This is a genomic window from Pseudomonas sp. ADAK21 (assembly GCF_012935735.1).
In the GTDB taxonomy this organism is placed as follows: domain Bacteria; phylum Pseudomonadota; class Gammaproteobacteria; order Pseudomonadales; family Pseudomonadaceae; genus Aquipseudomonas; species Aquipseudomonas proteolytica.
Window position 1 is genome coordinate 1,795,315 of sequence record NZ_CP052857.1, and the last position, 19,927, is coordinate 1,815,241.

A 19,927-nucleotide genomic window follows, 5' to 3' on the forward strand; every position below is an offset into this window, starting at 1 on the left:
TTTCTTCAATTGAACACGGTCAACTGTGGGAGCCGGGCTTGCCCGCGATGAGGCCCTGACAGTCAATCAACGAAACCGATCAACCTCATGCCGCAGCCCCGCCGCCAGCGTCTCCAACTCCCTGGCGGTAATCGCCAGGTTCGAGACCACTTCACGTTGTTCACTGTTGGCCAGCGCAATGCTCTGCAGGTTGCTGCTGAGCAAGGTCGCCGTGCTGCTTTGCTCCTGGGTGGCGGTGGTGATCGCGGCGAATTGCTGCCCCGCCGAGCGGCTTTGTTCGTCAATGCGCGCCAGGGCTGAGGCAACGTCGGCATTGCGCGACAAGCCTTCCTGCATCAGCACATTGCCCTGCTCCATGGTGCTGATGGCATTGCCGGTTTCCTGCTGGATGCTCTGGATCATCCCGGAGATCTCGTCGGTGGCCTGGCGGGTGCGTGAGGCCAGGTTGCGCACCTCATCGGCAACCACGGCAAACCCACGCCCCTGCTCCCCGGCCCGTGCCGCCTCGATGGCCGCGTTGAGGGCCAACAGGTTGGTCTGGTCGGCAATCGAGGTGATCACGCCGACGATGCCACCGATTTCCTGGGAACGCTGGCCCAGGGTGTTGATCACCGTGGCCGTGCTGTTGAGTGCCGTAGCGATATGCTCCAGGGACGCCGACGCCTCCTGCATCGAGTTGCGGCCAATGCGGGTCTGCTGGGCATTTTCCTGGGCCAGGCGTTCGGTATTGCCCATGTTGTCGGCAATGTTCAACGAGGTGGCACTGAACTCTTCCACCGCACCGGCCATGCTGGTGATCTCGCCGGACTGCTGCTCCATGCCTTCATAGGCCCCACCTGACAAGCCCGACAGCGCCTGAGCGCGGCTGTTGACCTCCTCGGCCGCCTCACGGATATGCGAGACCATGGTCGACAGGGCCTCGCCCATCTGGTTGAAACTGCGCGCCAATTGACCGATTTCGTCATGGCTGGACACATTCAACCGCGCACTCAAATCACCGGCGCCCAGGGCTTCGGCCTGGCGCACCAGGTCGCTCAATGGAGCCAGCTTACTGCGCAACAGCCACACCGTGGCGCCTACTGCCAGCAACATCGCCAGCACACTGCCGATCACCAAGCGGATGCCGACTTCCCAGGTCACTGCGCGAATTTCAGCCTTGGGCATGCTCGCTACCACCGCCCAGGGGCCGCCTTCGAACGGCACCGAGACGCTGTAGAAATCTTCGTGCTTGTCGCTCCAGAAACGGCCTGCGCCCGGTTTCTTCGCCAGGTCGAGCATCACCGCAATGGCCTCGTCCGGCGCCTGCACCCCAGCCGGCGCCACCAGCCAATGCTTCTGTTCATCCAGCAGCGCGAGCGAGCCGGTCTGGCCGATGCGAAAACGTTTGAGGTTTTCAAACTGGGCGTTCTGGGCGTCGGTGTAATCAAAACCGATGAACAGCACGGCGATGACCTTGCCACTGCTGTCACGCACCGGGCTGTATTGAGTCATGTAGGAACGGTCGAACAGCACCGCACGGCCGATGTAGGTCTGGCCGCCGGCCACGCGCTGGTAGGCCGCGCCCTGACGGTCGAGCACGGTGCCGATGGCGCGGTTGCCATCCTGTTTGGTCAGGGAGGTACTGATGCGGATGAAGTCTTCGCCGCTGCGCACAAACACCGTGGCCACGCCGCCGGACATCTGCTTGAACTCATCGACCTCGTCGAAGTTGTTGTTGAGCACCGCATCGCCCAGGTAAAGACTCGGGGTCGCTACCCCGGCCACATTCACCGTCTGCTCGGCATGCACACTCAGGCCTGCGCCAAAGCGCTTTTCAAACAACCCGCTCAAACGCTGAGTGCTCTCGCGCAAGGTGCTGTGGAAGGTATTGAGTTGGTCGGCGAGCAAACGCGCTTCGCTGGCCAGGTGTTCTTCACGGGTCTGCAGGTTGGCCGAATCAAGGGAGCGCAGGGCAAACACGGTACTGCCGCTGATCACGACAGCCAATATGACCGCCAAGGCGATGCCCAGCTGCGAAGCTATGCGGGCGCGGGGTTGAGACATGACTGCTCCTGGCCGAGGCCCGGATCTTCCTGATCTCATAGCGCTAATCGGCGAATTTCTTGAATTGGGGGCACGCTGAGCCGCAACTAATGGCAGCTGCGACACACCTACTTCGGCGGCCGGGGTCAATACTTGAGCAAATCACAGGGGTATCACTCCAACGCATTGTTGGCGGGCGCTGCATCGATTCAGTCGAGCTGTTCCACTGCCGGCAGTGCCATGGCCCGCACTTCACTTTGCAGAAAGTCCGACAGCCTGCGCAGGCGCTCACCGCCGGGGCGGGTCTTGGGCCAGACCAGGTAGTAGCTCTCGCCGCTGGCCACCGCAGTAGGCCAAGGCAGGCTCAAACGGCCCTGGGCCACATCCTCGGCGACCATCAGCAAGTCGCCCATGGACACGCCGTAGCCCCGGGCGGCAGCAATCATGCCCAGCTCCAGGGTATCGAACACCTGCCCGCCCTTGATGGCGACGCGAGAGGCCAGCCCCGTGCGTTGCAACCAGCGGCGCCAATCACGCCGGTCCGGCGTGGGGTGCAGCAGCTCGGCGCCGGCCAGGCGTTCCACATCCCAGGGGCCATCGTTAAGCAAGTTCGGAGCGCCCACCGGGATCAGCAATTCAGGAAACAGGTAACTGGCTTCCCAGTCCGCAGGAAAGTGCCCATCGCTCAGCAGGACCGCGCAGTCGAACGGCTCCTGGTTGAAGTCCACCTCATCGATGCTCATCCACGCGCTGGTCAACTGCACCTCATTGCCCGGCTGCAGATGCCGGAACCGACTCAACCGCGCCAGCAACCAACGCATGGTCAGGGTCGACGGGGCCTTCATGCGCAAGATGTCGTCCTCGGCATTCAAGGTATGGCAAGCGCGTTCCAGGGCGGCAAAACCCTCGCGCACGCCGGGCAACAGCAGGCGCGCCGACTCGGTGAGCTGCAAGGTGCGCCCGCTGCGCTGGAACAGACGGCAGGCGAAGTGCTCCTCCAGGGTGCGGATATGCCGGCTGACCGCGCTTTGGGTGATCGACAGCTCCTCGGCGGCCCGGGTGAACGAATTGTGCCGGGACGCCGCTTCAAACGCGCGCAGGGCATACAGCGGAGGAAGACGACGAGACATGAAGAAAACTCCGACGGCTTGATCCGCAAACCCTACCAGAATCGTCCAGGCATGAGTTTTAATCATGCGACTGATCGCATTTATCCCTTTGTGCAAAGCGCTGAGAGCGCCGAGAATCAACCCTTCCACCCCTTCCTGAATTATTGAGCGTGATGATCATGCAGCATCCGGCGCGTACCGAACTCTGGGCCATTATGCGGCTGTCAGGGCCGTTGATTGCCTCACAGTTGGCGCACATGCTGATGGTGCTCACCGACACCTTGATGATGGCCCGCCTGAGCCCCGAAGCCCTGGCCGGCGGCGGGCTGGGGGCGGCGAGCTACTCGTTTGTGTCGATCTTTTGCATCGGCGTGATAGCCGCCGTGGGCACCCTGGTCGCTATCCGCCAGGGCGCCGGTGATATCGAAGGCGCCACCCGCCTGACCCAGGCGGGACTCTGGCTGGCCTGGCTGATGGCCCTGGTGGCGGGCCTGCTGCTGTGGAACCTCAAGCCCGTACTGCTGATGTTCGGCCAGACCGAAACCAACGTGCAGTCGGCCGGCCAGTTCCTGATGATCCTGCCGTTCGCCCTGCCCGGCTACCTGACGTTCATGGCCCTGCGCGGCTTCACCAGCGCCATCGGCAAAGCCACGCCGGTGATGGTGATCAGCCTGTGCGGCACGGTGATCAACTACCTGCTCAACCACGCGCTGATCGAAGGCATGTTCGGCCTGCCCAAGCTGGGCCTGATGGGCATTGGCCTGGTCACCGCGATTGTCGCCAACTGCATGGCCCTGGCGCTGTTGTGGTACATCAAATACAACCGCGCCTACGCGGCCTACCCATTGGGCAAGGGCCTGTTGCGGCCCAACCTGCACTACCTGCGCGAGCTGTGGCGCCTGGGCCTGCCGATTGGCGGCACCTATGCAGTGGAAGTCGGCTTGTTCGCCTTCGCGGCGCTGTGCATGGGGACCATGGGCAGTACGCAGTTGGCAGCGCATCAGATTGCCCTGCAAATCGTCTCGGTGGCGTTCATGGTGCCGGCGGGCATGTCTTATGCGGTCACCATGCGCATCGGTTTGCATTACGGCGGTGGGCACCTGCTGGGCGCGAGGCTGGCCGGGCGGGTCGGGATCGCCTTCGGCGCAACGGTGATGCTGGGGTTTGCCATGGTGTTCTGGTTGTTTTCAGACCCGCTGATCGGCCTGTTCCTCGACCATGACGACCCGGCCTTCGCCCAGGTGATCAGCCTGGCGGTCAGCCTGTTGGCGGTGGCGGCGTGGTTCGAGTTGTTCGACGGCGTGCAAACCATTGCCATGGGTTGTATCCGCGGGCTCAAGGATGCCAAGACCACTTTCCTCGTCGGCCTGGGCTGCTACTGGTTGATTGGCGCGCCAGCGGCCTGGTTGATGGCGTTTACCCTGGATTGGGGCCCGACCGGCGTGTGGTGGGGACTGGCGCTGGGCCTGGCCTGTGCGGCGATTACCCTGACGTGGGCGTTTGAAAGAAAGATGAGGCGAATGATTGCCCAGGAACCGCAAATCGACATGGCCCCACAGCCGAACTGAAGCATGTACTCGGTCAATGTGGGAGCTGGCTTGCCTGCTCCCACATTTTTGATTGGGTTTACAAAGTCAGATCACTTCACCCAACAACGCCTGTTGGCTGCTGCCAAATGTCAGGTATTCCACCAACTCCGGCAACGGCAATGGCTTGCTGATCAGGTAACCCTGGGCCTGGTCGCAGCCAAACAGACGCAATAACGCCAGTTGCTCCGGCGTCTCCACACCTTCGGCCACCACTTCCAGGTTGAGGTTATGGGCCAGGTTGATCATGGCGTGCACCAGCTTGCGGTTTTCCTCGCGCTCTTCCATGCCGCCGACAAAGCTCTTGTCGATCTTGAGCAGGGCAATCGGCAGGCTGTTGAGGTGTACGAAGGATGAAAACCCGGTACCAAAGTCATCCAGGGAAAAGCGTACGCCCAGGCGGCCCAAGGCATCCATGGTCTGCTTGACCAGGTCGCTGCGGCGCATCACGGCGGTTTCCGTCAGTTCGAATTCCAGCCACTGCGCCTCCACCCCACGCTCGGCAATCAGCCGGCTCAAGGTCGACAGCAATTGGCTGTCCTGGAATTGGCGGAACGACAGGTTGACCGCCATGTGCAGCGGCGGCAGGCCGCGTTCGCGCAGGTCCTGCATGTCGCGCAGGGCACGGGAAATCACCCAGTAGCCCAACGGCACAATCAGGCCGCTCTGCTCGGCCAACGGCACGAACTCGCTTGGCGGCAACAGGCCGCGCTCGCCATGGCGCCAGCGCACCAGGGCTTCGAGGCCGACGATATGCCCATCGTCCAGGTCCAGGCGCGGCTGGTAATGCAGCTCCAGCTCATCACGGCGCAGCGCCCGGCGCAGTTCGCTTTCCAGGTCGGCAAGGCTGCGGGCGTTGCGGTTGATTCGTTCATTGAAGATATGAAAGGTGCAGCCCTGGGTGCTCTTGGCCTGTTGCATGGCGATATGCGCGTGCCACATCAACGGGTCGGCGCCGGCCTTGGCGCGGGCATGGGCCACACCGAGACTGCAGCCGATCAGCAGGCTCTCGCCATCGACCCAGTAAGGTTCGGCCATGGCCTCGGTGATGCGTTCGGCCATCCACTCGGCGCGTTGCGGCGCGCGGCGGGTGTCGATCAACAAGGCGAATTCGTCACTGCCCAGGCGCGCCAGTTGGTCGCCGGCTTCGAGCTGGCTCTTGAGCCGCGAGACCACTTGCAGGATCAGCCGGTCGCCCGCCTGGTGGCCGAGGGCATCGTTGGCATGGCGGAAGTTGTCCAGGTCCAGATGGCCGAGGGCCAGGCCTCGCCCGTCGTTTTCTGCCAGGCGCGCGGCCAGCAGGGTCTGGAACCCCTGGCGGTTGGCGATGCCGGTCAGCGGATCCTGTTCGGCCAGGCGTTGCAGAGTGTTTTCCAGCAAGCCGCGCTCGCGCACATGGCGCAGGCAGCGGCGTACCGTATCGACATCAAACGCACCGAGGATCAGCCAGTCGCTGGCGCCCAACGGCGCAACCAGCGGCTCCTGCTCCAGCAGCAAGACGGTCGGCAGGCTGCAACGGCCTGGGCCGGGTTGCAGGCTGGGGGTGGTGAGCAAGACGGCGGTGCGGTCGTCGTCGAACAGGCTGCTCACCGACTCCCAATTTGGCGCACTGATCAGCACTGCCCCGTCGCCCATCGGCGCCAGGCACTCGCGCAACAACGCTGCCCACGTAGGCGTATCGGCCAATAGCAGCAAACGCAAGGGTTCGACAGGCGTAGACAAGCTAGCTCCCTAGACTGTGCAAGATTTCGTTGGCGGCGGGCATTATGACGTGCAGCCTGATAATCACCAATGATATTGGTTATCAAATACGCGCAGTGCGGCTCTAGATCGAACGATAGACCCAAAAACCCCGCACATCCTGCGGCAAAGTAACAAAAGCGGCAAATTTAGATCGAGTGGTACGTCACACTGTCGTTCAGAGGCAGCAGAATCTTGCCAGCCTGTTAAAATGCCCGCCCTTTTGAACAATGACTCCCAAAATTCCGTATGTCCCGACTCAATCCCCGGCAGCAAGAAGCCGTGAACTACGTCGGCGGCCCTCTATTGGTGCTCGCCGGTGCTGGCTCCGGCAAGACCAGCGTGATCACCCGCAAGATCGCGCACTTGATCCAGAACTGTGGCATCCGTGCCCAGTACATCGTCGCCATGACCTTTACCAACAAGGCCGCGCGCGAGATGAAAGAGCGCGTCGGCACCCTGCTCAAGGGCGGCGAAGGCCGTGGCCTCACCGTGTGTACCTTCCACAACCTGGGGCTGAACATCATCCGCAAGGAGCATGCGCGGCTGGGCTACAAGCCGGGCTTCTCGATCTTTGACGAAACCGACGTCAAGGCCCTGATGACCGACATCATGCAGAAGGAATACGCGGGCGACGACGGCGTCGATGAGATCAAGAACATGATCGGCGCTTGGAAAAACGACCTGATCCTGCCCCCCGAAGCCCTGGAAAACGCACGCAACCCCAAGGAACAGACCGCCGCCATCGTCTACACCCACTACCAGCGCACGCTCAAGGCGTTCAATGCGGTGGACTTCGACGACCTGATCCTGCAGCCGGTCAAGCTGTTCCAGGAACACGCCGACATCCTCGAAAAGTGGCAGAACAAGGTGCGCTACCTGCTGGTGGATGAATACCAGGACACCAACGCCAGCCAGTATTTGCTGGTGAAGTTGCTGATCGGTACGCGCAACCAGTTCACCGTGGTCGGCGACGATGACCAGTCGATCTACGCCTGGCGCGGCGCGCGCCCGGAAAACCTGATGCTGCTCAAGGTCGACTACCCGTCGCTGAAAGTGGTGATGCTGGAGCAGAACTATCGCTCCACCAGCCGCATCCTGCGTTGCGCCAACGTGCTGATCTCCAACAACCCCCACGAGTTTGAAAAGCAGCTGTGGAGCGAGATGGGCCATGGCGACGAAATCCGCGTGATCCGCTGCCGCAACGAAGATGCCGAAGCCGAGCGCGTGGCCGTCGAGATCCTCAGCCTGCACCTGCGCACCGACCGGCCCTACAGCGATTTTGCGATCCTGTATCGCGGCAACTACCAGGCCAAGCTGATCGAGCTGAAGCTGCAGCACCACCAGGTGCCGTATCGCCTGTCAGGCGGCAACAGCTTTTTCGGACGCCAGGAAGTAAAGGATCTGATGGCCTACTTCCGGTTGATCGTGAACCCGGATGACGACAACGCCTTCCTGCGCGTGATCAACGTGCCGCGTCGGGAGATCGGCTCCACCACCCTGGAAAAACTCGGCAACTACGCCACCGAACGCAAGATCTCGATGTACGCCGCCACCGACGAAATCGGCCTGGGCGAACACCTGGATACGCGCTTCACCGATCGCCTGTCGCGCTTCAAGCGCTTTATGGACAAGGTGCGCGAGCAGTGCGCCGGCGAAGACCCGATCAGCGCCCTGCGCAGCATGGTCATGGATATCGACTACGAAAACTGGCTGCGCACCAACAGCTCCAGCGACAAGGCCGCGGATTACCGCATGGGCAACGTCTGGTTCCTGATCGAAGCGCTGAAGAACACCCTGGAAAAAGACGAAGACGGTGAAATGACCGTCGAGGACGCCATCGGCAAGCTGGTCCTGCGCGACATGCTCGAGCGCCAGCAGGAAGAAGAAGATGGCGCCGAAGGGGTGCAAATGATGACCTTGCATGCATCCAAGGGCCTGGAATTCCCCTATGTGTTCATCATGGGCATGGAAGAGGAAATCCTCCCACACCGCTCCAGTATCGAAGCCGACACCATTGAAGAAGAACGGCGCCTGGCCTACGTGGGCATTACCCGCGCGCGTCAGACCCTGGCCTTCACCTTTGCGGCCAAGCGCAAGCAATACGGCGAGATCATCGACTGCGCCCCGAGCCGCTTCCTCGATGAGCTGCCACCGGACGATTTGGCCTGGGAAGGCAACGACGACACCCCGACTGAAGTCAAGGCGGTACGCGGCAACACTGCCCTGGCGGATATACGCGCGATGCTAAAGCGCTAGAATCGACTACTTTTTAATCTACTTTCGGCGCCCCTTGCGCCACCAGAGGAAGCTTTTGTGGAAGCACTGCACAAGAAAATTCGCGAAGAAGGCATCGTGCTTTCCGACCAGGTACTCAAGGTCGACGCCTTTCTGAACCATCAGATCGACCCGGCGCTGATGAAGCTGATCGGCGACGAATTCGCCGCGCTGTTCAAGGATTCGGGGATCACCAAGATCGTCACCATCGAAGCCTCGGGCATCGCGCCGGCGATCATGACCGGCCTGAACCTGGGCGTGCCGGTGATTTTCGCCCGCAAGCAACAGTCCCTGACCCTGACGGAAAACCTGCTGTCGGCGACGGTGTATTCCTTCACCAAGAAAGTCGAAAGCACCGTGGCGATTTCCCCGCGTCACCTGACCAGCAGCGACCGCGTGCTGGTGATCGATGACTTCCTGGCCAACGGCAAGGCGTCCCAGGCGCTGATTTCGATCATCAAACAGGCCGGCGCCACCGTGGCAGGCCTGGGGATTGTGATCGAGAAGTCGTTCCAGGGCGGCCGTGCAGAGCTGGATGCCCAGGGCTACCGTGTTGAGTCGCTGGCGCGGGTGAAGTCCCTGGCCGGTGGGGTTGTGACCTTCATCGACTGAAGGTGAGCGAGCACAGTTAAAAATGTGGGAGCTGGCTTGCCTGCGATAGCGCAGTGTCAGGCGACAGAGATGTCGACTGTCAGGCCCTCATCGCAGGCAAGCCAGCTCCCACATTTGCCTTGTGTTACCTATCAGTGTGCGGTGGCCTGTAGGCCAGCAAGCAATAGGCGCTGATACAGATCCTCTTTAAACCCCTCAGGCTTATCCAGGCGCATGCGCACCAGATGCTTGGGAAACGCCGCAGGTTCCGGTGCATCCAGCGCCGCCTTGCCCAACTCCAGAATCTCCGTCAGCTTGAATTTGCTCTTGAGCCAGTTCAGCGCGCGCAACAAATCCCGCTCTTGATCAGTGAAGTCACTGCCCAGCGGATACTCCGGAAACAGCCTTGAATGCCGCGCCTGCACCGCCTGCAAACGCTCGGGAGTGTTGTCGGCAAAGCGTGGGTCGAGCTGGAAGTCCTTGGGCAACTTGCCGGCTTTTTGCGCCTGTTCGATCAAGTCGGCCTGGAACCGCGAGTCGGTGATATTGAGCAACGCCTCGATCACCTTGGCGTCGGTCTGGCCGCGCAGGTCAGCGATGCCGTATTCGGTGATCACGATATCGCGCAGGTGCCTTGGAATCGTGCAATGGCCGTATTCCCAGACAATATTGGAGCTGACCTCGCCAGCCGATTCGCGCCAACTGCGCAGGATCAGGATCGAGCGCGCACCCTCCAGCGCATGGCCTTGGGCGACAAAGTTGTATTGCCCACCCACACCGCTGAGCACGCGGCCATCTCCCAGTTGGTCGGCAACGCCTGCACCCAGCAGCGTCACCATGATCGCGCTGTTGATAAACCGCGCATCCACGCGCTGTAAACGCTTGAGTTCTTCCTGCCCGTACAGCTCGTTGATATAGCTGATGCGGGTCATGTTGAATTCCAGACGCTTGGCGTGGGTCATTTCCTGCAAGCGCTGGTAAAAACTGCGGGGGCCGAGGAAAAACCCACCGTGGATCGATATGCCATCGGGCTGCGCCGCATCGTCCAGCAGGCCTGCGTTGGCCTGCTCCTGCGTCGCCACATCCGGGTACACCTTGCGCCGCACAATCCCGGCATCGGCCAGCACCAGCAGGCCGTTGACGAACATTTCGCTGCAACCATAAAGGCCCCGGGCAAACGGTTCGACCCCACCCTCACGGCTGATCAGCGGCGCCCATTGGTACACATCCAGGTCGGTGAGCAACTGCCGATAGCTCTCGTTATCGGCCTGACGCGCCAGCAACGCGGCGGTCAAGGCGTCGCCCATCGAACCGATACCAATCTGCAAGGTGCCGCCATCGCGCACCAGGGTGCTGGCGTGCAAACCGATGAAGTGGTCCTGCAAACCCACTGGCATGTTGGGCGTAGAGAACAGCGTGGTGCGGTCTTTTTCGTCGATCAGGAAGTCGAACTGATCCATGCCCAGTTCGGCATCACCGGGCATGTAGGGCAAATCTTCATGTACCTGGCCGACCACCAGGATGGTCTCGCCTGCCGCGCGGCGCTTGGCGATCATGGGCAACAGGTCGAGGGTGATATCCGGGTTGCAACTCAGGCTCAGGCGATCCGGGTGCTCACTGCTGCTGGCCACCAATTGCGCAACCAGGTTCAGGCCGGCGGCGTTGATATCGCGAGCGGCATGGCTGTAGTTGCTGCTGACGTAGTCCTGCTGGGCCTGGGCGCTGTGCAACAGGCTGCCGGGCTGCATGAAGAACTGCTGCACGTGGATATTGGCCGGCAGGCTGTCCTTGCGCAGGGCGGCAAGGTAATCCAGCTCGGGATAATCACCGAACACCCGCTCGACAAACGGCTCCAGAAAGCGCTTCTGCAAACCATCACCCAGCGGCGGGCGGCCCAGGCTCAACGCGGTGTAGATCGTCAGCGACCGCTCGGGCAGCTTGGCGATACGCCGGTACAAGGCATTGGCAAACAGATTCGGCTTACCCAGACCCAGCGGCATACCCATGTGGATATGCGCCGGTAGGCGCTCCAGTACGTCGTCGACCGCTTGCTCGATTGAACACAACTGCACCATCCGACCCTCCTGACGTTCCGTGATTAGGGGTTGGACCGAGCTTGCCGGGTCTTTGCTGCAATGAACAGCCTTGGCCGGCAAATTGCGGGCACAAAAAAGCCGCTGGTCAGCGGCTTTTTGGCGAAGATCGGTTTATTTCAAACCAGACATCTTCTCGATTGCAGCCTTGAGGTCGTCATCCGAGCAATCGGAGCAGGTGCCTTTAGGCGGCATGGCGTTGATGCCGGTGATGGCTTTGGCCAGGATGCCGTCGAGGCCGCCCTGGTGGTCGGCGCGCTCTTTCCAGGCTGCGGTGTCACCGATTTTCGGTGCGCCCAACAGGCCAGTGCCGTGGCAAGCGTTACAGTGTTTGGCGATGATCTCGTCCGGCGTTTTTGCGCCGCCGCCGCCCGCTGTCACAGCGACCTCCATGCCCTTGCATTCCTCACCTTGAATACAGACCTTCCCCACGGGTTCAAGGCGCTTGGCAATATCATCATTGGTCGCAGCTTGAGCGCTGGCAGCCCAAAGGGCCAGTACGGTTGCTGGTACAGCCAGCATTTTCATAATTAGGTTCACGCGTTCACCCTCATGGTGGCTATTCACGCCTGCGGCCACGGTTTCGCAGGCGGCGAAAGTATAACGGTTAGGCCGCCTCACTGAAACAACCCTATTATCCAAGGGGAGATTGAGCATGGCGAAATACAACTACGGGCACCTCTGCAAGGTAGGCAGGGCGCCTCTTCTGTTAAAAGTTCGCGGGTGTGGCTGCGCTGATTAGTCGCGCCGGCACATCGAACGGATTGCGAAAACGGTGCGGCTTGGTGCTTTCAAAGTAGTAGCTATCGCCGGCTTCGAGCACAAAAGTTTCGACACCCACGACCAATTCCAGACGACCTTCCAGCAGGATCCCGGTTTCCTCGCCGTCATGGGTCAGCATTTCCTCACCCGTATCGGCGCCCGGTGGGTAGATTTCGTTGAGAAACGCAATCGCCCGGCTCGGATGTGCCCGGCCCACCAGCTTCATGGTGACCGCGCCATCGGAGATGTCGATCAGCTCATTGGCTTTATAGACGATCTGCGTCGGTTTTTCCTGGAGGATCTCCTCGGAAAAGAACTCGACCATGGACATGGGGATGCCGCCCAGCACCTTGCGCAAGGAGCTGATGGAGGGGCTGACACTGTTTTTCTCGATCATCGAAATGGTGCTGTTGGTGACGCCCGCACGCTTGGCGAGTTCACGCTGGGAAAGACCTTTCAGTTTACGGATGGATTGCAGTCGTTCGCCGACGTCCAATGCAGGAGCCTCCTAGGATTCAGGCTTTGTTGTAATTGAGCGTTATCATGGCGACAGCGTTCAGTATTTACAACACTTTGGTCTGAATCCCGCAGGGCTTCATCTGCAGCTGGCGGCTAAGCGCCGGAATAGAGCCGTGGCACACGGCGCAGGTTGCAGAAAATCTGATAAGGGATGGTCTCGGCGGCGGTCGCCACATCGCTGGCGAGGATGTTTTTGCCCCACAACTCGACGGTCGAACCCAGACCCGCCTGGGGTACATCGGTCAGGTCGATGCACAGCATGTCCATCGACACCCGCCCCAGCAACTGGCTGCGCTGGCCGGCGACCAGTACCGGCGTACCGGTCGGCGCATGCCGTGGATAACCGTCGGCATACCCCATGGCAACCACACCGATACGCATCGGCTTGGGCGTCACGAAGCGCGCGCCATAACCCACGGGCTCGCCCGCAGGCAGCTCGCGGACGCAGATGACTTTCGACTCCAGGGTCATTACCGGCTGCAAACGCGCGGCAACCGCCTGGTCTTCGCCAAACGGCGTCGCACCGTAAAGCATGATGCCGGGGCGTACCCAGTCGCTGGAAACGCTCGGCCAGCCCATCACCGACGGCGAGTTGCGCAGGCTGACCTGGGCCGCCAAGCCCTGGCGCGCGGCCTCGAAGACCGTGACCTGTTCATCGCTGCTCGCGCAGTCCAGCTCATCGGCACGGGCGAAGTGGCTCATCAACACGATCTTGGCCACTTTGCCGCTGGCCAGCAGGCGCTGATAGGCGTCGTGATAATCCTTGGGATGCAAGCCAACCCGGTGCATGCCCGAATCCAGCTTCAACCATACCGTCAGCGGCTTGCTCAGGCGCGCCTGTTCAATCGCTTCCAGCTGCCACAGCGAATGCACCACGCACCAGAAGTCATGCTCGATGATCAGCGGCAGTTCGTCGGCTTCGAAGAACCCTTCGAGCAACAATACCGGCCCACCAATCCCGGCAGCGCGCAGTTCCAGCGCTTCCTCGATACAGGCCACGGCAAAACCGTCGGCCTGGTCTTCCAGGGCCTGGGCCACGCGCACGGCTCCATGGCCGTAGGCATCGGCCTTGATCACGGCAAGGGCCTTGGCCCCGGTCAGTTCGCGGGCCAATTGGTAGTTGTGGCGCAGGGCTTGTAGGTCGATCAGGGCACGGGCAGGACGCATGGCGGCAGGCTTCTAGGCGGCGGTAGGAAGAAAAAACCGGTACCGACCGACAGCGCCGGCACCGGAAGAGGGATCGTTTAAGGCAGAGCGGCCACGACAGACAGCTCGACCAGGATTTCGGGTTCACACAGTTTCGATTCGACCGTGGCACGGGCGGGTGCGACACCTTTTGGCAGCCACTTGTCCCATACCGCGTTCATGCCGGCAAAGTCGGCGTCGATGTCTTTGAGGTAGATCGTCACCGACAGCAACCTGGTTTTGTCGGTACCGGCCAGATCCAGCAAGCGCTCGATGTTGGCCAACGTCTCGCGGGTCTGCTGTTCAATCCCGGCACTCATGTCGTCGCCGACTTGCCCTGCCAGATACACGGTACCGCTGTGGACAACGATCTGGCTCATGCGCTCATTGGTGAGCTGGCGCTGGATTGACATGTTTTGTGGACTCCTGAGGGTTGCCGTAACGGGAAATATCGAGGCCTGCGGCGCTGATCTGCGGGGTTTTCTTGGCCATCAGGTCCGCCAGCAAGCGGCCAGAGCCACAGGCCATGGTCCAGCCGAGGGTGCCGTGGCCGGTATTCAAGAACAGATTCTTGAACGGGGTGGCGCCGACAATTGGCGTACCGTCCGGGGTGGTCGGGCGCAGGCCGGTCCAGAACGTGGCTTCGCTCAGATCACCGCCCTGAGGATAAAGGTCGTTGACGATCATCTCCAGGGTTTCGCGCCGGCGCGGGTTCAGCGACAGGTCAAAACCGGCTATCTCAGCCATGCCGCCAACCCGGATGCGGTTGTCGAAACGGGTGATCGCAACCTTGTAGGTTTCGTCGAGAATGGTCGAAGTCGGGGCCATCGCCGGGTTGGTGATCGGCACGGTCAGGGAGTAACCCTTGAGCGGATACACCGGTGCCTTGATCCCCAGCGGCTTGAGCAACTGCGGCGAGTAGCTGCCCAGGGCCAGCACGTAGCGATCGGCGGTTTCCAGCTTGCCGTCGATCCACACACCGTTGATACGATCACCGGCGTGGTCCAGGCGCTGAATGTCCTGCTCGAAACGGAACTCCACGCCCAACTGCTTGCACATATCGGCCAGGCGGGTGGTGAACATCTGGCAGTCGCCGGTCTGGTCATTGGGCAGGCGCAAGGCACCGGCCAGGATATCCGTGACGCTGGCCAGGGCCGGCTCGACGCGGGCGATGCCGGCGCGGTCGAGCAGCTCGAACGGTACGCCGGACTCTTTCAACACGGCAATATCCTTGGCCGCACCATCGAGTTGCGCCTGGGTACGGAACAATTGCGTAGTACCCAGGCTACGGCCTTCGTAGGCAATGCCGGTTTCGGCGCGCAGTTCGTCGAGGCAGTCGCGGCTGTACTCGGACAGACGCACCATGCGCTCCTTGTTCACCGCATAGCGGTTGGCCGTGCAGTTGCGCAGCATCTGCGCCATCCACAGGTATTGGTCGATATCGGCCGTGGCCTTGATCGCCAGCGGCGCATGGCGCTGCAGCAGCCACTTGATGGCCTTGAGCGGCACACCCGGCGCAGCCCATGGCGACGCATAGCCGGGCGAAACCTGGCCGGCGTTGGCGAAGCTGGTCTCCATTGCAACGGCCGGCTGACGGTCGACCACGACCACCTCAAAACCGGCACGCGCCAAATAGTAGGCACTGGCCACACCAATGACACCGCTACCCAAGACCAAAACGCGCATTTTTATATCCTCATCACGGCTTGACCGCTGACGTTTGTTGTTCAGCACAAAGATGTGGGCAGTATAAAAAGCAATGACCAGTGCATTTCACTATATAAGTGCCTATATTTGGCGACAATTCTCGGCAAAAACCCTTTTCACGGAGGAGCATCCCCTATGCGGACCAATACCCAGACCAAGCGGGAGCTGGACAAGATCGACCGCAACATCCTGCGCATCCTGCAGGCGGACGGGCGGATATCGTTTACCGAGCTGGGGGAGAAGGTAGGACTGTCGACCACGCCCTGCACCGAACGGGTCCGGCGCCTGGAGCGCGAGGGGATCATCATGGGCTACAACGCCCGCCTCAATCCGCAGCACTTGAAGGGTAGCCTGCTGGTGTTTGTCGAGATCAGCCTCGACTACAAATCCGGCGATACCTTCGAAGAATTCCGACGTGCCGTGCTGAAACTGCCCCATGTGCTGGAGTGCCACCTGGTCTCGGGGGATTTCGACTATCTAGTGAAGGCGCGGATTTCCGAAATGGCGTCGTACCGCAAACTGCTGGGCGACATCCTGCTCAAGCTGCCCCATGTGCGCGAGTCCAAGAGCTATATCGTGATGGAAGAGGTGAAGGAGAGCCTGAACCTGCCGATCCCGGATTGATCCTGTGGGAGCTGGCTTGCCTGCGATAGCGATCAACCGGCCGCCATTTTCATGGCCTGGTACACCGTCGTCGCAGGCAAGCCAGCTCCCACCTTTTGACCGAGTACATCTGTCAGACCAGCACCTGCCGCGTCGTCGCCATGTACTCGTGGATCTGCTTCTCGACCCGAGGGTGAATCAGTTCCACCGGCCCACGGTTATTGGGGCATGGCAGGCTGGGCGTAGTACCAAACAACCTACAGATCAATGGGCGCTCGTCGTACACCGTGCAGCCGTTGGGCCCCAGGTGTACACAGTTCAGCTCATCCATGGCCGCTTCCTGCTCGGCCGCGGTCTTGCGCGGCAGGCGCGACATTTCCTCGGTGGATGTAGTCACCGGCCCACAGCAATCATGGCAACCCGGCACACACTCGAACGAGGGAATCTGCCGGCGCAGCGCGTTGACTTTCTGGCTGTTGCAACTCATCGAAACCCATACCGAACGGCGAATAGGCGTGGATTTTGCCCTAAAAGCCACGAGTGAGACAGCTTCACCCGACCGCTGTATCCTGCGTCAAATTTTCCAAACACGGATGCTCCCCATGACCGCCAGCGCCCGGCACACCGCTTCCTACTACGCCGCCAGCAGCCTGCCGCAACCCGATTACCCGGCGCTGGCGGGTGAAGTCGTCGCCGATGTGTGCGTGGTGGGCGGTGGGTTTTCCGGGCTGAACACCGCGCTGGAACTGGCTGAACGGGGCTTCAGCGTGGTGCTGCTGGAGGCCCGCAAGATTGCCTGGGGCGCCAGCGGGCGTAATGGCGGGCAGTTGATTCGTGGCGTCGGCCACGGCCTGGATCAGTTTGCCAATGTGGTCGGCACCGAAGGCGTGCGGCAGATGAAGTTGATGGGCCTGGAAGCCGTGGAAATCGTGCGCCAGCGGGTCGAGCGCTTCCAGATTGAATGCGACCTGACCTGGGGTTACTGCGACCTGGCCAACAAGCCCCGCGACCTGCAGGGCCTGGCCGCCGATGCCGAGGAGTTGCACGACCTGGGTTATCGCCACGAACTGCGCCTGCTGCAAGCCGGGGAGATGGGCAGCGTGATCGGTTCCGACCGCTACGTAGGCGGCATGATCGACATGGGCTCCGGCCACCTGCACCCGCTGAACCTGGCCCTCGGCGAAGCCGCCGCCGCGCAGCAACTGGGTGTCAGGCTGTTCGAGCACTCCGCAGCGGTGCGCATCGACTACGGCCCTGAAGTCAAAGTCCATACCGCCCACGGCAGTGTGCGCGCCAAGACTCTGGTGCTGGGCTGCAATGCCTACCTCAACGGCCTCAACCCCCACCTGAGCGGTAAGGTGCTGCCCGCCGGCAGCTATATCATCGCCACCGAACCCTTGAGCCCGACCCAGGCCGCCGAGCTGCTGCCGCAAAACATGGCCGTGTGTGATCAGCGGGTCACGGTGGATTACTTCCGTCTGTCAGCCGACCGCCGCCTGCTGTTTGGCGGCGCCTGCCATTATTCCGGGCGCGACCCTCAAGACATCGCGGCTTATATGCGGCCCAAGATGCTCAAGGTCTTCCCGCAACTGGCCGAGGTGAAAATCGACTACCAATGGGGCGGCATGATCGGCATCGGTGCCAACCGCCTGCCGCAGATTGGCCGCTTGGCCGACCAACCCAACGTGTACTTTGCCCAGGCGTATGCCGGCCATGGCCTGAACGCCACCCACCTGGCGGGCAAGCTGCTGGCCGAAGCCATTAGCGGCCAGCACCGTGGGCGCTTCGATCTGTTTGCCCAGGTGCCCCACGTCACCTTCCCTGGCGGCAAGCACTTGCGCTCGCCGTTGCTGGCCCTGGGCATGCTCTGGCACCGTTTGAAAGAACTGCTCTGACTCACCCGCGCCAGAACGGTTTCAAGCCTTCCTGGCGCGCTTGCTCAGCGCTCAAGCCGATATCGCGCAGTTGCTCCGGGGTCAGGTCCAGCAGGGCCTGGCGCGTGTGGCGACGGCGCCAGAACAGTTCCCAACGGCTCGGCTGACCAGGCGCCAGCCCAGTCAGCCCACGCTCCTGCCCTGCTTCCAGTTCCTGACTGTGTAGCGCCAGCCGCACATCGCTCAAGCCACTCATTGTCCTGCCCCTCATTTGCCTGTTGCCATGAGTGACTAGAATGGATGGCGCGGCAAAACCATTACAGATTCAACCAACCTTTATTAAATCCATACAGATACTGCCATGCAGGAGCTGAATCCTGTATTTTCCCTTCATCTGTACTGGTCCACCGGGAGCGACCGCCATGACCCTCTACGTCAACCTCGCCGAATTGCTGGGTACCCGCATCGAGCAAGGCTTCTATCGCCCCGGCGATCGCCTGCCCTCGGTGCGTGCCCTGAGCGTGGAACATGGCGTCAGCCTGAGCACCGTGCAACAGGCTTACCGGTTACTGGAAGACAACGGCCTGGCGACGCCAAAGCCAAAATCCGGCTACTTCGTGCCCGTTGGGCGCGAGCTGCCGGCGCTGCCCGCCGTGGGTCGGCCGGCCCAGCGCCCGGTGGAGATCTCCCAGTGGGACCAGGTACTGGAACTGGTGCGCGCGGTGCCGCGCAAAGACGTCATACAGATGGGCCGCGGCATGCCAGATGTAATGTCACCGACCATCAAGCCCTTGCTGCGCAGCCTGGCCCGGGTCAGTCGCCGCCAGGACCTGCCGGGCCTGTACTACGACAATATCTACGGCTGTATGGAATTGCGCGAGCAAATAGCCCGTCTGTCATTGGATTCCGGCTGCCAGCTCGACGCCCAGGACATCGTGATCACCACTGGCTGCCACGAAGCCTTATCCTCCAGCATCCGTGCGATTTGCGAACCCGGCGATATCGTCGCCGTGGACTCGCCAAGCTTCCATGGCGCCATGCAGACCCTCAAGGGCCTGGGCATGAAAGCCCTGGAAATCCCCACTGACCCGCTCACCGGCATCAGCCTCGAAGCCCTGGAACTGGCCCTGGAGCAATGGCCGATCAAGGTCATCCAGCTGACGCCCAACTGCAACAACCCCCTGGGTTACATCATGCCCGAGGCGCGCAAGCGGGCGCTGCTGACCCTGGCCCAGCGCTTTGACGTGGCGATCATTGAGGACGATGTGTATGGCGAACTGGCCTACAGCTACCCGCGGCCGCGCACCATCAAGTCCTTCGACGAAGATGGCCGCGTCCTACTCTGCAGCTCGTTCTCCAAGACCCTGGCCCCCGGCCTGCGGATCGGCTGGGTAGCGCCCGGACGCTATCTGGAGCGGGTGCTGCACATGAAGTACATCAGCACCGGCTCCACCGCCACCCAACCACAGATCGCCATTGCCGAATTCCTCAAGAACGGGCACTTCGAACCGCATTTGCGGCGCATGCGTACCCAATACCAGCGCAATCGCGACCTGATGCTCGATTGGGTCAGCCGCTATTTCCCCGCTGGCACCCGCGCCAGCCGGCCCCAGGGCAGCTTTATGCTGTGGGTGGAACTGCCCGAAGGCTTCGACACCCTCAGGCTCAACCGGGCCCTGGTCGAGCAGGGGGTGCAAATTGCCGTAGGCAGTATCTTTTCCGCTTCGGGCAAATACCGTAACTGCCTGCGGATGAACTACGCTGCCAAGCCAACCCCGCAGATTGAAGAGGCGGTGCGCAAGGTCGGGGCAACGGCGAGCAAGATGCTCGCCGAAGCCGAACAGCGGATGGACTGACCT

General features: G+C 61.6%; 17 protein-coding genes. 6 read left to right on the forward strand and 11 right to left on the reverse strand.

Annotated features, from left to right (window positions below):
- Positions 1-66: 66 nt before the first annotated feature.
- Both HKK57_RS08290 and HKK57_RS08295 read right to left on the reverse strand, forming a co-directional pair.
- A complete protein-coding gene (locus tag HKK57_RS08290) occupies positions 67-2,043 on the reverse strand; it encodes a methyl-accepting chemotaxis protein (RefSeq protein ID WP_070994044.1) in 1,977 nt (658 codons plus the stop codon).
- Positions 2,044-2,231: 188 nt separating this feature from the next.
- A complete protein-coding gene (locus tag HKK57_RS08295) occupies positions 2,232-3,152 on the reverse strand; it encodes a LysR substrate-binding domain-containing protein (protein WP_029289752.1) in 921 nt (306 codons plus the stop codon).
- A gap of 152 nt (positions 3,153-3,304) precedes the next feature.
- Between HKK57_RS08295 and HKK57_RS08300 the strand changes: the two genes are divergently transcribed.
- A complete protein-coding gene (locus HKK57_RS08300) occupies positions 3,305-4,699 on the forward strand; it encodes a NorM family multidrug efflux MATE transporter (protein WP_169390017.1) in 1,395 nt (464 codons plus the stop codon).
- A 66-nt stretch (positions 4,700-4,765) separates the two neighbouring features.
- Here the strand turns inward: HKK57_RS08300 and HKK57_RS08305 are convergent, their stop codons facing one another.
- Complete coding sequence (locus tag HKK57_RS08305) at positions 4,766-6,439, reverse strand: putative bifunctional diguanylate cyclase/phosphodiesterase (RefSeq protein WP_029289756.1); 1,674 nt, start codon at positions 6,437-6,439, stop codon at positions 4,766-4,768.
- 267 nt (positions 6,440-6,706) lie between these two features.
- Between HKK57_RS08305 and rep the strand changes: the two genes are divergently transcribed.
- Both rep and HKK57_RS08315 read left to right on the forward strand, forming a co-directional pair.
- The gene (gene rep, locus HKK57_RS08310) at positions 6,707-8,716 is read left to right on the forward strand and encodes a DNA helicase Rep (protein WP_029289758.1); all 2,010 of its coding nucleotides are present in this window, start codon (positions 6,707-6,709) and stop codon (positions 8,714-8,716) included.
- A gap of 57 nt (positions 8,717-8,773) precedes the next feature.
- Complete coding sequence (locus HKK57_RS08315) at positions 8,774-9,346, forward strand: xanthine phosphoribosyltransferase (protein ID WP_029289761.1); 573 nt, start codon at positions 8,774-8,776, stop codon at positions 9,344-9,346.
- Positions 9,347-9,477: 131 nt separating this feature from the next.
- Here the strand turns inward: HKK57_RS08315 and HKK57_RS08320 are convergent, their stop codons facing one another.
- The 6 genes from HKK57_RS08320 to dadA form a co-directional block, all read right to left on the reverse strand.
- Positions 9,478-11,400, reverse strand: a complete 1,923-nt coding sequence (locus HKK57_RS08320) for an acetyl-CoA hydrolase/transferase family protein (RefSeq protein ID WP_169390018.1) — start codon at positions 11,398-11,400, stop codon at positions 9,478-9,480.
- Between the two features lie 132 nt (positions 11,401-11,532).
- Positions 11,533-11,946: a c-type cytochrome gene (locus HKK57_RS08325; protein WP_092232109.1), complete on the reverse strand. Its 414-nt coding sequence runs from the start codon at positions 11,944-11,946 to the stop codon at positions 11,533-11,535.
- A gap of 181 nt (positions 11,947-12,127) precedes the next feature.
- Positions 12,128-12,676, reverse strand: coding sequence for a cupin domain-containing protein (locus HKK57_RS08330; RefSeq protein WP_029289768.1), 549 nt, complete (start codon positions 12,674-12,676; stop codon positions 12,128-12,130).
- 116 nt (positions 12,677-12,792) lie between these two features.
- The gene (gene alr, locus HKK57_RS08335; RefSeq protein WP_070994048.1) at positions 12,793-13,866 is read right to left on the reverse strand and encodes an alanine racemase; all 1,074 of its coding nucleotides are present in this window, start codon (positions 13,864-13,866) and stop codon (positions 12,793-12,795) included.
- A 77-nt stretch (positions 13,867-13,943) separates the two neighbouring features.
- A complete protein-coding gene (locus tag HKK57_RS08340; RefSeq protein WP_029289772.1) occupies positions 13,944-14,297 on the reverse strand; it encodes a RidA family protein in 354 nt (117 codons plus the stop codon).
- Positions 14,269-15,570 (reverse strand): D-amino acid dehydrogenase, encoded by a 1,302-nt coding sequence (dadA, locus tag HKK57_RS08345; protein WP_029289774.1) that lies wholly within the window; start codon positions 15,568-15,570, stop codon positions 14,269-14,271. The genes HKK57_RS08340 and dadA overlap by 29 nt, the downstream gene beginning before the upstream one ends.
- 156 nt (positions 15,571-15,726) lie before the next feature.
- On the opposite strand from dadA, the gene HKK57_RS08350 reads away from it, so the two are divergent.
- Positions 15,727-16,215, forward strand: a complete 489-nt coding sequence (locus tag HKK57_RS08350; protein WP_003206849.1) for an Lrp/AsnC ligand binding domain-containing protein — start codon at positions 15,727-15,729, stop codon at positions 16,213-16,215.
- 112 nt (positions 16,216-16,327) lie between these two features.
- Here the strand turns inward: HKK57_RS08350 and HKK57_RS08355 are convergent, their stop codons facing one another.
- On the reverse strand, positions 16,328-16,681 hold the full coding sequence (locus tag HKK57_RS08355) for a YkgJ family cysteine cluster protein (protein WP_029289779.1): 354 nt from the start codon (positions 16,679-16,681) through the stop codon (positions 16,328-16,330).
- Between the two features lie 115 nt (positions 16,682-16,796).
- Between HKK57_RS08355 and HKK57_RS08360 the strand changes: the two genes are divergently transcribed.
- On the forward strand, positions 16,797-18,089 hold the full coding sequence (locus HKK57_RS08360) for an NAD(P)/FAD-dependent oxidoreductase (RefSeq protein ID WP_092232116.1): 1,293 nt from the start codon (positions 16,797-16,799) through the stop codon (positions 18,087-18,089).
- Position 18,090: 1 nt separating this feature from the next.
- On the opposite strand, the gene HKK57_RS08365 is transcribed toward HKK57_RS08360, so the two are convergent.
- Positions 18,091-18,324: a DUF1127 domain-containing protein gene (locus HKK57_RS08365; protein WP_029289783.1), complete on the reverse strand. Its 234-nt coding sequence runs from the start codon at positions 18,322-18,324 to the stop codon at positions 18,091-18,093.
- A 166-nt stretch (positions 18,325-18,490) separates the two neighbouring features.
- On the opposite strand from HKK57_RS08365, the gene HKK57_RS08370 reads away from it, so the two are divergent.
- The gene (locus HKK57_RS08370) at positions 18,491-19,924 is read left to right on the forward strand and encodes an aminotransferase-like domain-containing protein (protein ID WP_029289785.1); all 1,434 of its coding nucleotides are present in this window, start codon (positions 18,491-18,493) and stop codon (positions 19,922-19,924) included.
- Positions 19,925-19,927: the final 3 nt, after the last annotated feature.